The following is a 12,437-nucleotide window of genomic DNA, read 5'->3' on the forward strand; positions in this document are numbered from 1 at the left end:
CCGGCCGCTGCTGCGCAACAACTCCACCGCCTCGCGCTTAAACGCCTCGGAATACGGCGGGATCTTCGGCATCAACAGACATCCTCTCGGGCTGAGCAAACTCAGCCATCAGGCGTCCACCAAACCGGGGGAACTCCAACAGGGCAAGCGGGCAGGGTATGGCGCTGCTGTTCGCCAGCTCGAACTCGATCCGTGCGTTGAGTTCCCGACCGATGACGGAGGTACGCGGTCTTTCGCCTATCGGCTGTCGGGTCCGCTTGCGTCGAAGGTGTGCGGCCTACATCTCAAGTACGGCTACCGGCTCGCGTTCACGATGCGGCCACCTGATCGCGCCGGGATCGCTGGGATCGTTGACGTCCTGTACGTCGGGACGCGCGACACGCGCGACCGCAGCAGCGACACCTGGCAGATCGTGCACGAGCTCTTCGACGAAGAGAACCCGCCCGAGGGCCATCTGCGCCCTCCGTGTTGCGGCGACGGCCTTCCGGCGATCGACGACACGGAGCTGACGGAGTTCTTGTCGCGGTTGCGCCGGCTGTTGCGTTGAGGGCGGCAGCCATCTGCATCGCGCTCGGCTACCCGCGGCCTCCGCGCAGCCGGACGGCGTAGGCCAGCGCCGACACCCCGAACAGCACCGCGCAGATCAGCAGCCAGCGCGCGAGGAAGTCCGGCGGGCCGTGGCCGACGTCGTTGACGTAGTTCTCCTTGCCGTCGCCCAGGATCAGCGGGAAGTACACGAGGAACATCGTGCCGGCCATGACGGCGGGGAACCGGATGTGGTTGATGGCGTTGACGCGGCGCTGTGGATAGTCGGCGACGCCGAGGCGCGCGATCGTGTCCAGGATCACGTAGACGGGGAGGAAGACGAGGTCGTGCAGCAGAGCGCCGCCGATGAACCAGGCCACCCAGTTGATGGGGTGGCTGTACCTGGACAGCAGCACCTCGCTGAGCGCGTAGTAGGCGATCGCGAACGCCGCGAGGTGCCCGAGCAGGTGCAGCGGCGAGGCACCGTAGCGCCGGCGGAACGCGGTGATCACGCGGGCGTCCCGAACGCCAGCTTGCCGACCCACTTCGTGCAGTGCACGCCGGGCAGCGCGGGCACGATGATCCGGGCAGGATAGCCGTGGTCCAGCGGGAGGTCTGCGCCGTTGACCTTCAGCGCCAGGAGCGCCTCGTCGTCGCGCCACTGGCCGGTGCTCAGGGTCGTCTGGCGGAACGCGCCGCCGGGCTGCAGCGACTCGACGTGCAACAGCATGTCGTTGCTCGCCCCGGCGTGGCCGGCGAGGTCCTTGAGCCGCACGCCCGTCCAGCGCTGGGTGGTCGTCCAGCCCTCGACGCAGGCGATCGGCAGGTCGTAGCTGTGCTGGTCCATGGCGAGCAGCGCGGTGCGCGACAACGACAGCGGCTCGCCCGCGCCGCCGCCCGACAGCTCCAGCCGCCACGTGGCGCCGACCATCGCCGGCGTCACGCGCGCCAGCCGCGCCGTCTTGTTGACCGGGAACGTCGACCCGCGCCCGCGCGGGGCCAGCAGCGCGATCGAGCGCAGCGGGCCGCCGATCGACTGCCCGGCGGTGACGACGAACAGGCCGGCCGAGGCGGTGCCGACCAGGGCGAGGACGCCGCGGCGCGAGATCGTGGCCGGCTCGGGGACCGGCGGCGCCAGGCCGCCGGGCTCGTGGGGTTCGGCCTCCGTCGCGGTGATGTCGTCGATCAGCGGTTGCAGCGCGCCACGCTCGCGGATCGCCTTGCGCATCGTCGGCAGCTTGATCGCCACGTGCAGGGCCAGCGCGCCGAGGAACACCCACGCGCCGTAGTAGTGGGCCACGACGAAGTTGAAGTGCCACGGGTAGTAGAGCTGAGCGTTGAAGATCCCGGTGCCGAACTGGAAGATCGCGCCGCCTACCAGCCCCAGCAGCGACAGCCGCTCGAGCGCCTTCGCGGGCGATGCGGCCGGCGGCCAGGCGAACAGCTTGGGGATGACCGACCAGAGCTTGGCCAACAACAGCGGGACGGCGATGATCCCGACGATCGTGTGCAGCGACTGGTTGAGCGCGAACAGCCATGTCGGTCGCGTCGGCCAGTTGAACACCAACAACTGGAAGTCGTGATCGCGCGGGATGATCGCGTTGCGCCCGAGGTCCGGGTTGTAGGCCGCGTGCGACAGGAAGCCGGTCACGCCGACGATCACCACCGCGACGAGCAGCACCGAGCCGAGGATCGTCGTCAGCCAGGGGCCGCGGACGGGCGACAGCCAGAAGTCCTCCCGGCTGGGGCCCGGGGGCGGATCCTTCGGCAGCAGGCCCATCTCACCGTGCCCCTTCGGGCACGGCGATCGCACCCGGAAGCCGGAAGCGCACCGACGCGCCGGTCTCCGGCTGCGCGACCCAGATCCGGCCGCCGTGGGCCTCGACGATCGCCTGGGCGATCGCCAGCCCGAGGCCGGCACCCGCGTCGGTGCGCGAGGCGTCGGCACGGAAGAACGGCTCGAAGACGCGGTCGCGCAGCGGCGCCGGGATGCCGGTGCCGGTGTCGGAGACCTGGATCTCGATCTCACCGGGCAGGGCGAGCGCCCGGACGGTGACGTTGCCGTCGGGCGGCGTGTGGTGGATCGCGTTCTGGATCAGGTTGAACAGGACGCGCTGGACCTTGTCGGGGTTGGCGCGCGCGACGGCCAGCTCGGCGGCCAGCTCGGAGCGCACCTCGACGGCGCCCGCCGCGGCGGTGGGGCGCATCGCGTCGACGGTCTCGGCGACGAGCAGGTCCAGGCGCACGCGCTCGGTCATCGCGCCGAGGTCGCCGCTGCGGACGCGCGTCAGCTCGAAGAGGTCGTCGACCAGCGCGCTGAGCGCGGTCAGATGCGTGCCCATGCGCCGGGCGTACTCGGCGCGGTCGCCTTCGTCGACGACGCCGTCGCCGATCGCCTCGGCCAGGAGCCGCAGCGCGGTCAGCGGTGTGCGGAGGTCGTGCGAGACCGCGGCGAGCAGCCGCCCGCGCGCGTCCTCCTCGTCGTGGAGCCGGCTGACCATGACGTCGACGTCGGCGGCCAGGCGCCCCAGCTCGTCGGTCGGCGCGGCGCCGGTCAGCACGTCGCGCCGCCCCGCGCCGACGGCGGCGAGGGTGGTGCGGACGTCGTCGAGGTCGGCCAGCGCGTGGTGCCCGAGCACCAGCCCGGCCCACAGCGCGAGCACGCCGCAGTCGACGGCCAGCAGCACGGTCAGCAGCGCGTCGTGGGGCGAGACGAACATGATGGCGACGAACAGCGCGACGCCTGCGGCGAGCTGCGCGGCGGCGATCACGGCGATCGCCCCGAACTGGCGGCGCAGGCCGCCGAGGCGGTCGCGGCGCTGCACGGTCGCGGTGGTCACCAGGACGGTGATCCAGCCGAGCGGCAGCAGGATCTCGGCGGTCACGACCGCCGCGTGGCCGCCGTAGACCAGCCCGGCGACGCCCGACAGCACGGCCGCCGTCAGCGTCGAGCACAGCAGCCCCGGTGCGGTGGTCCGGCTCATGGCGCGGCGGCGAAGCGATAGCCGACGCCCCAGACCGTCTCGATGTACTTGGGTTGGTCGGGGTCGCGCTCGATCTTGGCGCGCAGGCGGCGGATGTGGACGGTGACCGTCGAGGTGTCCGTGTAATAGGAGAACCGCCAGACGTGGTTCATCAGCGCCTCGCGGGCGAACGCCTTGCCGGGGTGTTGGGCGAGGAAGAGCAGCAGCTCGAACTCGCGCTGGGTCAGCGTCAGCGGCTCGCCGGCGCGCGTCGCCTCGCGGGACTCGGGGTCGATGACGAGGTCGCCGACCTCGACCGGCGGCGCCCAGGTGGTCGCGGGGTCGTGGCGGCGCAGCACCGCGCCGACGCGCGCGACCAGCTCGGCGGGGGAGAACGGCTTGACGACGTAGTCGTCGGCGCCGAGCTGCAGGCCGGTGATGCGGTCAGACTCCTCGCCGCGGGCGGTCAGCAGGATGATCGCGACGCGTGCGCCCTGCTGCTCGCGCATCCGGCGCATGACCTCCAGGCCGTCGATGCCGGGCATCATCAGGTCGAGCACCACGAGGTCGGGGCGGCGGCGGCCGAAGGCGTCGAGCGCGGCGTGGCCGTCGCCGACGACCTCGGCGGCGTAGCCCGCGTGCTCGAGGTAGCGCGAGACGATCTCGCCGATCGTCGGCTCGTCGTCGACCACCAGGACCGATGCGGGGGTGTGCGGCTGGTCGGCCATCGGATCCGACGATGACAGGCGCAGCGGGCGACGGCGCCGAGTTGCAGGGATCCGTCATCGATTCGTAAGGACCGGCTACGTAGGGTCGGGCGACGTGACCGACCCGGCCGACCTTTATTCTGAAGCGCTCAGCGGTCGGGTGGCGCTTGTCGCGCGGCTCGACGACGGAACGGCCTGGCGCGTCGACGTCGAGCCGTGGCTCGGCCGTGCGTCAGCGAGCGACGAGCGGCTGCTGGGCCGTGCGCGCGGGCCGGTCCTCGACGTCGGCTGCGGCCCCGGACGCCACGTCCACGCGCTAGCCCGCCAAGGGGTGCTGGCCGTCGGCGTGGACGTCACGCACGCCGCGGTGGAGCTGGCCCGCCGCGGGGGCGCCGACGTCGTCCACGGCTCGATCTTCGACCACCTGCCCGGGGCCGGAACCTGGCGCACCGCCCTGCTGCTGGACGGCAACATCGGCATCGGTGGCTGCCCGGTCGCGCTGCTGCGTCGCATCGGAGCGATGCTCCGATCGGACGGTCGCGTGCTCGCGGAGCTGGAGCCGCCCGGGACCGGGTTGCGCGCCGGCCGCCTGCGGCTGGAGGGCGAGGCCGTCGTCAGCGCGCCGTTCTGCTGGGCGCGCGTCGCGGTCGACGCGATCGATGAGCCCGCCGCCGCCGCGGGGTTCACGGTCGCCGAGCGCTGGGGCGATGATGGCCGCTGGTTCGCCGCGCTCGAGCTGGGGACGAGCTGATCGCCGCGGGTGGGACCGCCGTGGTCGCGGCCGCGCTCGCGGCCGTCGCGTTGGTCGGGTGCGGCTCGGCGGCGGTCGGCGAGCTGCCGCCGGCCGCCGGCCCGGCGCGGGCGCCCGTGCCCGTCACGCCGCCCGCGGGGCGGGTCGTCGCCTTCGCCGGCGCGCCGGCGGCGCTGCTGCGGGCCGCAAGCGCTGAGCCGTCCTCCGTGGTCTCGGGCCGCACGCAGGCGGTGCTCGCCGGGCGTGAGCGGGCGCTGGCGCTCGTCGACCCCCGCACGCGGCAGCGGATCGCGCACGCGGCCGCGGGCGTCGGGCCCACACACGTCGCCGCCGTCGCCGATCGCCTCTACGTGACCGACACGCGCGGCGGCGCGCTGCTGGTCTTCGCGACGCGGCCGCAGCTGGCGCTCGTGCGCCGGGTCTTCCTGCCCGGCGGGCCGTACGCGATCGCGGTCGACCCCGTGCGCCACCGGTTGTGGGTCACGCTCACCGCCCGCAATGAGGTCGTCAGCCTGCCCGCCAACGGGCGGCCGCGGCCGGTCGCCCGGCTGGCGACCGTCCGCCAGCCCGTGGGCGTCGCGGTCGACCCGGCACGCGGCGTGCTCGCGGTCCGTGGCCGCGACGCGAGCGTCCTGCAGCTCGTCGACGTGCGGCGGGCGGGATGAGCGTCGCGCCGCTAGACGACGCGCGCCGGGCGGCGCAGCGGCGCGCGCGCGAACTCGGCCATGCCGTCCTCCAGCCCGATCCGCGCGCTGAAGCCGAGGACCGCGCGGGCGCGGTCGGGCGACGCGAAGACGTGGCGGACGTCGCCGCGCCGGAAGTCGCCGGTGACGGCGGGCTCCGGGCCGCCGGGGATCGCGGCGGCCAGCGCGCGGGCCATGTCGCCGACGCTGCGCGGCGTGCCCGAGGCGATGTTGAACGCACCGCGGACGTCGTCGCCGGCCTCCAAGGCAAGGACATTGGCATGGGCGACATCACCAACATGGACGAAGTCGCGCCGCTGCGCCCCGTCTTCGAAGACGCGCGGCGCCTCGCCGCGCTCCAGGGACGAGCGGAAGATGCTGGCGACGCCGGCGTACGGCGTGTCGCGGGGCATCCGTGGCCCGTAGACGTTGTGATAGCGCAACGCCACGGGCCGGACGCCGTCCTGCTCACGGGCGAACGCGCCGACGAGGTGCTCCTGGTGGAGCTTGGTCGCGGCGTAGACGTTGCGCGGGTCCAACGGCGCGTCCTCGCCGACCGAGCGTGGCTCGAGCGCTTGGCCGCAGCGCGGGCACGGCGGCTCGAAGCGGCCCGCCTCCAGGTCGCCGATCGCGCGCGGACCGGGGGCGACGTCGCCGTGCTCGGGGCAGGCGTAGCCGCCCTCGCCGTAGACCACCATGCTGGAGGCCAGCACGAGCGGGCCGGAGAAGTCGCGTGCGCCGAGCGCTCGGAGCAGCTGCGCGGTCCCGAGGTCGTTGTGCGACACGTAGTCGGCGACATCGCCGAAGTCCGTGCCGAGGCCGACCATCGAGGCCTGGTGGCAGACCGCGTCGACGCCGGCCACGGCGGCACGGGCGACCTCGGCCTCGCGCAGGTCGGCGTGGACCAGCTCGGCCGCCTCGGGCAGGCCCGGCGGGACGCCGTCGTGGGCGCCGGGCAGCAGCGCGTCGACGATCCGGACCGTGTGACCGCGGGCGACGAGCGCGTCGGCGATGTGCGAGCCAATGAAGCCGGCGCCGCCCGTGACGAGGATCCGCATCGCAGGAGTTGTAGCGGGTGATCGACGTGATCCTGCCGGTCCTCGACGAGGCGGCGGCGCTGCCGTGGGTGCTCGAGCGCCTGCCCGCGGGCTATCGCGCGATCGTGGCAGACAACGGGTCGACGGACGGCTCGCCGGAGCTGGCCCGGTCGCTGGGAGCGCGGGTCGTCGTCGAGCCCCAGCGCGGGTTCGGCGCGGCGTGCTTCGCCGGGCTGCGGGCGGCGCGCAGCGACGTGGTGTGCTTCATGGACTGCGACGGGTCGCTGGACCCGGCCGATCTGCCGCGGGTCGCCGACCCGGTCGTCTCCGGCGCCGCCGACCTCATGCTCGGGGCGCGCCGAGCGGGCCGCGGCGCGTGGCCCGTGCACGCCCGGATCGCCAACCGCGTCTTGGTCTACGAGCTCGCGCGCCGGGGCGGACCGCGGCTGGAGGACCTCGGCCCGATGCGCGCCGCCGGGCGCCGCGCGCTGCTCGATCTCGGCGTCGCCGACCGCCGCTTCGGCTGGCCGCTGGAGATGGTCGTGCGCGCCGACCGCGCCGGGTGGCCGATCGGCGAGGTCGGGGTGCCCTACCACGAGCGGACGGGGCGCTCGAAGGTCACCGGCACCGTGCGCGGGACGCTGCGGACCGTGCGCGACATGGCGGCGGTGCTCGCGTGAGCGCGCCGGCTGCCGTCACGCTCGCCGTGATCGCCAAGGCGCCGGTCGCCGGGCGCGTCAAGACGCGCCTGTGCCCGCCGTGCACGCCAGGCCAGGCGGCGGACCTCGCCGAGGCGGCGTTGCGCGACACGCTGGCCGCGATGGCCGACGCGGCGGCGATGGCGGGGCGCGCCGTCCACCGGGCGATCGTGCTCGACGGGACGCCGGGCGTGTGGCTGGACGGCGAGCAGGTCATCGCACAACGGGGCGGCGGTCTCGACGAGCGACTGGCCGCCGCCTTCGAGGACCTCCGCGACGGCCCGGCGCTGATCGTCGGGATGGACACGCCCCAGCTCACCGGCGCGCTGCTGGCCGAGGCGCTGGCGGCGCTCGATGACCACGACGCGGTCCTCGGCCCGGCCACCGACGGTGGGTACTGGGGCATCGGCCTGCGCCGGGCTGATCCGCGTGCGCTCATCGGCGTGCCAATGAGCGTCGAGCACACGCTCGCGGCGCAACGCGCCCGGTTGGCGGCGCTGGGTCTCGACGTCGCCGACGCGGCGACGCTGGTCGACGTCGACACGATCGACGACGCCGCCCGCGTTGCGGAGTCGGCGCCGGCCACGGCGTTCGCACGCGCCTTCGCGGGGCTGGCGATCGCGGCGTGAGCACGGCGACCGCCACGCGGGTGCGACGCCGCCCGCGCCTGACCGACCGGCGCCTCCTGCTCGGCGCGCTCGCGCTCGCGGCCGGGTGGACGATGGTCGGGCTGCTGGTCGAGCGCTCGGGCCGCGTGCTCGGCACCGCGACGCCGCCGTTCGTCATGGGGTGGCTGCCGCGGATCGACGTCTGGGTCATCGTGGCGGTCGCCGCGCTGGGCGCCCTGGTGGCGCTCGGGCCGCTGCTCTTGCGGCTTCCCCGCAACACCTACATCTTGACGGTGATCGTCGCGGCGCTGACGACCGCGCTGGCCGTCAACGCCGCACGCACCGGCTCGCACGCATGGGATGCGATCTTCGACACCGGTCCGCGCGGATCGTTCGAGGCCAAGAACGAGTACCTGCCCGGGCTGCCGGCGTTGTCCTACGGGTCGCGCTTCTTCCTGGACCGCTTCGCCGAGCTGGTGCCCGCGGCGCCCGTCAACGTCGCCGGCCACCCGCCGGGCCTGCTCCTCTTCGCCCACCTGACGACGCTGACGACCCCGGCGCGCTTCGCCGCGCTGTGCATCGGTGCAGCGGCGGCGTGCGCGCCGTTGACCTATGCCTTGGGTCGCGGGCTGGGGCAGGACGAGCGCATCGCGCGGACCGCGGGCCTGCTCGCCGCCGCCGCGCCTGGGCTGTTGCTCTTCGGCGCCACGTCGGCCGACGCGGTCTACGCGGCGCTGGGCACCGCGGCTGCGGCGCTGCTCGTCCGGCCGTCGTGGGGCGCGCGCGGGGCCGGGGCGGTCGTCCTCGCGATCGCCGCGTTCTGCTCGTGGGCGCTGCTGGCTGCCGGAGCGTTTGCCGTCCTGGTCACGTGGCAGCGCGATGGATGGCGGAGCGCGGTGTGGCTGGCGGTGGCCTGCGCGCTCCCGTTCCTGGTGTTGAACGCGTGGTTGGCGGCCGCCTACGGCTACGACCCGATCGGCACGCTGCACGCGACCGAGGCGGTCTACCGCCGCTCGCTGGCCGATATCCGCCCGTACTGGTTCTGGGCGCTCGGATCGCCAATCGCCTGGATGGCCTGCGCCGGGCTGCCGCTGTCCGGCGGCTGGCTGGTCGCCGCCCGCCGCCGCGACCCCGGCGCCGTCGCGCTCGCTGTCGTCATCGCCATCGCCTCGCTCCTCGCGTTCACCAAGGCCGAGACCGAGCGGATCTGGCTCCCGTTCGTCCCCTTGGCGTGCGCCGCCGCTGCGACCGTGATCCCGCCGCGCCGGCTGCGCCTCGCCCTGCTGGCGCTCGCCGTCCAGACGCTGCTCACGCAGCTGCTGTTCGAGACCGTCTGGTGAGCGGCGTGACAATGGGTCCTGCCGTGCACGACGAAGCGGCATGACCGACGACGACCTCTACGCGCGCGGGGTTGCCACCCTCCTCGCCTCATGGGAGGCCTACGCCCGCGGCTCAGCGGGCGCTGGGCTCGCGCGATCGGATGGCGTCGCGGCGGCGGTCTTCCCGAGTGGCCCTGAGCGCGACGTCTACAACAACGCGGTGCTCGATCGCGACCTCGGGCCGGCCGAGCGGGCGGCGGCGGTCGACGCCATGGAGGCGGCCTACGGCGCGGCGGGCGTCGAGCGCTACGCCGCGTGGATCCACGAGAGCGACGAGGGGCTCCGAGACGAGTTGAGCCGCCGCGGATACGCGATCGAAGAGTCCACGCGGGCGATGGGCCTGGCGCTCGCCGACCTGCCGCCCGCCACGTCCGAGCCCGAGCTCGAGCTCCGACGCGCCGACTGGGATGCGTGCCTGCGGATCCTGGGCGTGCCCGCGGGCCTGCTCAGCGGCGTTGACCCGAGCGCGTTCCACGTGCTCGTGGCCCGGAGCGACGGAGAAGACGTCGCGACCGCGCTGGCCTTCGACCACGATGGCGACTGCGGCGTGTTCAACGTCACCACGCTCGAGCAGGCTCGGCGGCGGGGGATCGGCTCGGCACTCACCGCACATCATCTCCACGCCGCCGTCGACCGCGGTTGCCGGACGGCCAGCCTGCAGTCCACGGCGATGGCCGAGCGAACGTACGCGGCGGTCGGCTTCCGCGATCTCGGGCGCTTCCTGGAGTACGTACCGTAGTCCTAGCACTTGGTCGGCTGGGACGGACCGCTGGCGCAACCCTCGCCGCTGCGCTTGTTTCAGCGGTACTCCGGGTTCGGATGGTCGGGGTGGGAGAGGTCCCAATCGGCGGTCGAGTTCCCGTAGGCCGGGACGCCGCCGGCGTCTTTGAGCATCCGGGCGTAGTGCAGGATGTTCCAGGTCATGAAGACGGTGTTGCGGGTCGTCCAGGCGTTCTCGGGGCCGCCGCTGCCGGCGTCGTTGTAGGAGTCACCCGGGCCGGCCTCGCCGTTCCAGTAGGTGTCGGACTGCGGCGGCACGGTCACGCCGATGTGCTGCAAGGCGTACAAGATCTGAGCGCTGACGTGCTTGCCGCCGTCCTCGTTGCCGGTCGTCACGGCGCCGCCGACCTTGCCGTAGTAAGACCACTGGCCGGCGTCGTTGACGTCGCCCGAGTAGGCGTACAAGCGCTCGATGATCGTGCGGGTCTGCGAGCTCTGGTCGCCGAGCCAGATCGGTCCGGCTATGATGATGATGTCGGCCGGCTCGACGAGCTCGCGGTAGATCCTCGGGAAGTCGTCGGCGTCGTAGCCATGCTCGGTCATGTCGGGCCACACGCCGGGCGGGATCGTGTGGTCGACCGTGCGGATCTCGTCGAGGCGGACGCCGACGCGCTCGAAGATGCCGCGCGGGATCGCGAGCAGGCCGTCGGTCTGGCTGGGCTCCGGCGAGCGCTTGAGCGTGCCGTTGAACACGACGGCGCGCAGGTCGTCGTAGCGCGTCGGGGCCGCGTCGGCCTGGTCGTCGATGAAGGTCTGGATCGTTGAGGGGATCGGCATGGACCCACAGTCCACGGCCGGCGCCGTCCGTTACAGGCGCAATGCCGCTCCGACAGGGGCCCTTAGCGAGCCCGGATCCCGGGCATAGTGGTCGTCATGACCACCGAGAGCGTCCAGCAGGGCTGACCAGGAGCACCACCATGAACTACCGACCGCTGGGACGCACCGGTGTCCAGGTCTCCGAGCTGTGCCTCGGCACGATGATGTTCGGCGCATGGGGCAACACCGACCACGACGACGCGATCCGCATCATCCATCACGCGCTCGACGCGGGCATCAACTTCGTCGACACCGCCGACATCTACTCGGCTGGTGAGTCGGAGGAGATCGTGGGCAAGGCGCTCAAGGGCCGCCGCGATGATGTGGTTCTCGCGACCAAGTTCTGGGGGCCGATGGGGGAGGGCCCCAACAAGGGTGGCGTCTCGCGCCGCTGGATCATCAGCGAGGTCGAGAGCTCGCTGCGGCGCCTGGGCACCGACTGGATCGACCTGTACCAGATGCATCGCCCCGTTCCCGGCGTGGACATCGACGAGACGCTGGGTGCCCTCACCGACCTCGTGCGCCAGGGCAAGGTCCGCTACATCGGTTCCTCGTCGTTCTCGGCCGGGGAGATCGTCGAGGCCCAGTGGGTGGCGCGCGACCGCGGCCGGGAGCGGCTCCGCACCGAGCAGCCGCCCTATTCGCTGCTCGTGCGCGGCATCGAGCTCGACGTGCTGCCCACCGCCGAGCGCCACGGCATGGGCATCCTCACCTACAGCCCGCTGGCCGGCGGTTGGCTGTCGGGCAACTGGACCGCCGACAGCTCGCCGACCTCGCCCGCGCGCCAGCGGCTGGCCAGCCGCTTCGACATGGCGCTGCCCGACAACCAGCGCAAGCTCGACGCCGTCCAGCAGCCGCCCACGTCGCCGATGAGGCCGGCGTGTCGCTCATCGAGCTGGCCATCGCCTTCGTCGTCAACCATCCCGCGGTGACCTCGGCGATCATCGGGCCGCGCACGATGGAGCAGCTCGACAGCCAACTGCCCGCCGCCGACGTCACGCTCGACCCAGCCCTGTTGGACCGCATCGACGCGATCGTCGCGCCCGGCGTGACCCTCAACCCGGCCGACAACAGCTACGGCGAGCAGGTCCTCGAACCGGCACGGCGACGGCGCTAGTCCAAGGAGACGGCCGCAACGCTTTGGATCTCCCCGCCGGCGGCGTCACCGGACACCGAGGTCCGGCGCTGGCCGGCACCTCGTCGGGCCTGGGCCGACCCTGCACGCGCGGCGGCGGCGGACTCGCGCAGCAGCTTGGAGTAGCGGCGGACGAGCTGCAGCTGAGCGTCGCCATCACGTGTCGGGCGCAGCGGGGCTGCGGGTTGCTGGGACATCGAAGACCTCCTTGATCGAACAGAAGATCTGACGGCTTCGGGTCCCCCGGTGAGTTGCCCCGCTTCCTTCAGACACCATCAACGCGCCGCCTGCCGGACCGGACCCGCGGCGTGTCGATGCTGGAGATATGACCGGACCAGGGCCGCGACGAACGGTC

Annotated in this window: 14 protein-coding genes and 1 pseudogene; 8 read left to right on the forward strand and 7 right to left on the reverse strand. The window is 73.2% G+C overall.

Annotated features, from left to right (window positions below):
- Window positions 1-547, forward strand: a 547-nt coding sequence (locus VGO10_RS09160) for a hypothetical protein (RefSeq protein ID WP_327467435.1), incomplete at its 5' end; no start/stop codon positions are given.
- Between the two features lie 28 nt (window positions 548-575).
- On the opposite strand, the gene VGO10_RS09165 is transcribed toward VGO10_RS09160, so the two are convergent.
- Genes VGO10_RS09165 through VGO10_RS09180 form a run of 4 tightly spaced genes read right to left on the reverse strand, consistent with a single transcriptional unit; the run spans window position 576 to window position 4,216 of the window.
- Complete coding sequence (locus VGO10_RS09165) at window positions 576-1,037, reverse strand: hypothetical protein (RefSeq protein WP_327467437.1); 462 nt, start codon at window positions 1,035-1,037, stop codon at window positions 576-578.
- The gene (locus VGO10_RS09170) at window positions 1,034-2,305 is read right to left on the reverse strand and encodes a molybdopterin-dependent oxidoreductase (RefSeq protein ID WP_327467439.1); all 1,272 of its coding nucleotides are present in this window, start codon (window positions 2,303-2,305) and stop codon (window positions 1,034-1,036) included. The genes VGO10_RS09165 and VGO10_RS09170 overlap by 4 nt, the downstream gene beginning before the upstream one ends.
- A gap of 1 nt (window position 2,306) precedes the next feature.
- Window positions 2,307-3,509 carry a HAMP domain-containing sensor histidine kinase gene (locus VGO10_RS09175; RefSeq protein WP_327467441.1) on the reverse strand — a complete coding sequence of 401 codons (1,203 nt, stop codon included), beginning with the start codon at window positions 3,507-3,509 and terminating at the stop codon, window positions 2,307-2,309.
- Complete coding sequence (locus VGO10_RS09180) at window positions 3,506-4,216, reverse strand: response regulator transcription factor (protein WP_327467443.1); 711 nt, start codon at window positions 4,214-4,216, stop codon at window positions 3,506-3,508. The genes VGO10_RS09175 and VGO10_RS09180 overlap by 4 nt, the downstream gene beginning before the upstream one ends.
- Window positions 4,217-4,310: 94 nt before the next feature.
- Here VGO10_RS09180 and VGO10_RS09185 point away from each other — a divergent pair, with 94 nt between their 5' ends.
- Together VGO10_RS09185 and VGO10_RS09190 are read left to right on the forward strand one after the other, a co-directional pair.
- The gene (locus VGO10_RS09185) at window positions 4,311-4,946 is read left to right on the forward strand and encodes a class I SAM-dependent methyltransferase (protein WP_327467445.1); all 636 of its coding nucleotides are present in this window, start codon (window positions 4,311-4,313) and stop codon (window positions 4,944-4,946) included.
- Window positions 4,947-4,966: 20 nt separating this feature from the next.
- Complete coding sequence (locus VGO10_RS09190; RefSeq protein WP_327467449.1) at window positions 4,967-5,611, forward strand: hypothetical protein; 645 nt, start codon at window positions 4,967-4,969, stop codon at window positions 5,609-5,611.
- 11 nt (window positions 5,612-5,622) lie between these two features.
- On the opposite strand, the gene VGO10_RS09195 is transcribed toward VGO10_RS09190, so the two are convergent.
- Complete coding sequence (locus tag VGO10_RS09195) at window positions 5,623-6,687, reverse strand: NAD-dependent epimerase/dehydratase family protein (RefSeq protein ID WP_327467451.1); 1,065 nt, start codon at window positions 6,685-6,687, stop codon at window positions 5,623-5,625.
- Between the two features lie 17 nt (window positions 6,688-6,704).
- On the opposite strand from VGO10_RS09195, the gene VGO10_RS09200 reads away from it, so the two are divergent.
- The 4 genes from VGO10_RS09200 to VGO10_RS09215 are packed head-to-tail and all read left to right on the forward strand — an operon-like array spanning window position 6,705 to window position 10,090.
- The gene (locus VGO10_RS09200) at window positions 6,705-7,346 is read left to right on the forward strand and encodes a glycosyltransferase family 2 protein (protein ID WP_327467453.1); all 642 of its coding nucleotides are present in this window, start codon (window positions 6,705-6,707) and stop codon (window positions 7,344-7,346) included.
- Entirely contained in the window at window positions 7,343-7,993 is a 651-nt protein-coding gene (locus VGO10_RS09205; protein WP_327467455.1) for a TIGR04282 family arsenosugar biosynthesis glycosyltransferase, read from the forward strand. The genes VGO10_RS09200 and VGO10_RS09205 overlap by 4 nt, the downstream gene beginning before the upstream one ends.
- Entirely contained in the window at window positions 7,990-9,312 is a 1,323-nt protein-coding gene (locus tag VGO10_RS09210) for a hypothetical protein (protein ID WP_327467457.1), read from the forward strand. The genes VGO10_RS09205 and VGO10_RS09210 overlap by 4 nt, the downstream gene beginning before the upstream one ends.
- Before the next feature lie 40 nt (window positions 9,313-9,352).
- Window positions 9,353-10,090: a GNAT family N-acetyltransferase gene (locus tag VGO10_RS09215; RefSeq protein WP_327467459.1), complete on the forward strand. Its 738-nt coding sequence runs from the start codon at window positions 9,353-9,355 to the stop codon at window positions 10,088-10,090.
- Window positions 10,091-10,149: 59 nt separating this feature from the next.
- Here the strand turns inward: VGO10_RS09215 and VGO10_RS09220 are convergent, their stop codons facing one another.
- Window positions 10,150-10,908, reverse strand: coding sequence for a flavodoxin family protein (locus VGO10_RS09220; RefSeq protein WP_327467461.1), 759 nt, complete (start codon window positions 10,906-10,908; stop codon window positions 10,150-10,152).
- 140 nt (window positions 10,909-11,048) lie between these two features.
- Here VGO10_RS09220 and VGO10_RS09225 point away from each other — a divergent pair.
- Window positions 11,049-12,064: pseudogene (locus tag VGO10_RS09225) on the forward strand (aldo/keto reductase).
- Here the strand turns inward: VGO10_RS09225 and VGO10_RS09235 are convergent.
- Window positions 12,061-12,279: a hypothetical protein gene (locus VGO10_RS09235; protein ID WP_327467467.1), complete on the reverse strand. Its 219-nt coding sequence runs from the start codon at window positions 12,277-12,279 to the stop codon at window positions 12,061-12,063. The pseudogene VGO10_RS09225 and the gene VGO10_RS09235 sit on opposite strands and share 4 nt — an antisense overlap.
- Window positions 12,280-12,437 lie beyond the last annotated feature (158 nt).

The sequence above is a fragment of the Baekduia sp. genome, from assembly GCF_035996765.1.
Taxonomy (GTDB): domain Bacteria; phylum Actinomycetota; class Thermoleophilia; order Solirubrobacterales; family Solirubrobacteraceae; genus Baekduia.

Coding starts and splice junctions, on each gene's coding strand:
- VGO10_RS09170 (WP_327467439.1), bottom strand. CDS start 2,305: ATGGGCCTGCTGCCGAAGGATCCGCCCCCGGGCCCCAGCCGGGAGGAC.
- VGO10_RS09175 (WP_327467441.1), bottom strand. CDS start 3,509: ATGAGCCGGACCACCGCACCGGGGCTGCTGTGCTCGACGCTGACGGCG.
- VGO10_RS09180 (WP_327467443.1), bottom strand. CDS start 4,216: ATGGCCGACCAGCCGCACACCCCCGCATCGGTCCTGGTGGTCGACGAC.
- VGO10_RS09195 (WP_327467451.1), bottom strand. CDS start 6,687: ATGCGGATCCTCGTCACGGGCGGCGCCGGCTTCATTGGCTCGCACATC.
- VGO10_RS09215 (WP_327467459.1), top strand. CDS start 9,353: ATGACCGACGACGACCTCTACGCGCGCGGGGTTGCCACCCTCCTCGCC.
- VGO10_RS09220 (WP_327467461.1), bottom strand. CDS start 10,908: ATGCCGATCCCCTCAACGATCCAGACCTTCATCGACGACCAGGCCGAC.
- VGO10_RS09235 (WP_327467467.1), bottom strand. CDS start 12,279: ATGTCCCAGCAACCCGCAGCCCCGCTGCGCCCGACACGTGATGGCGAC.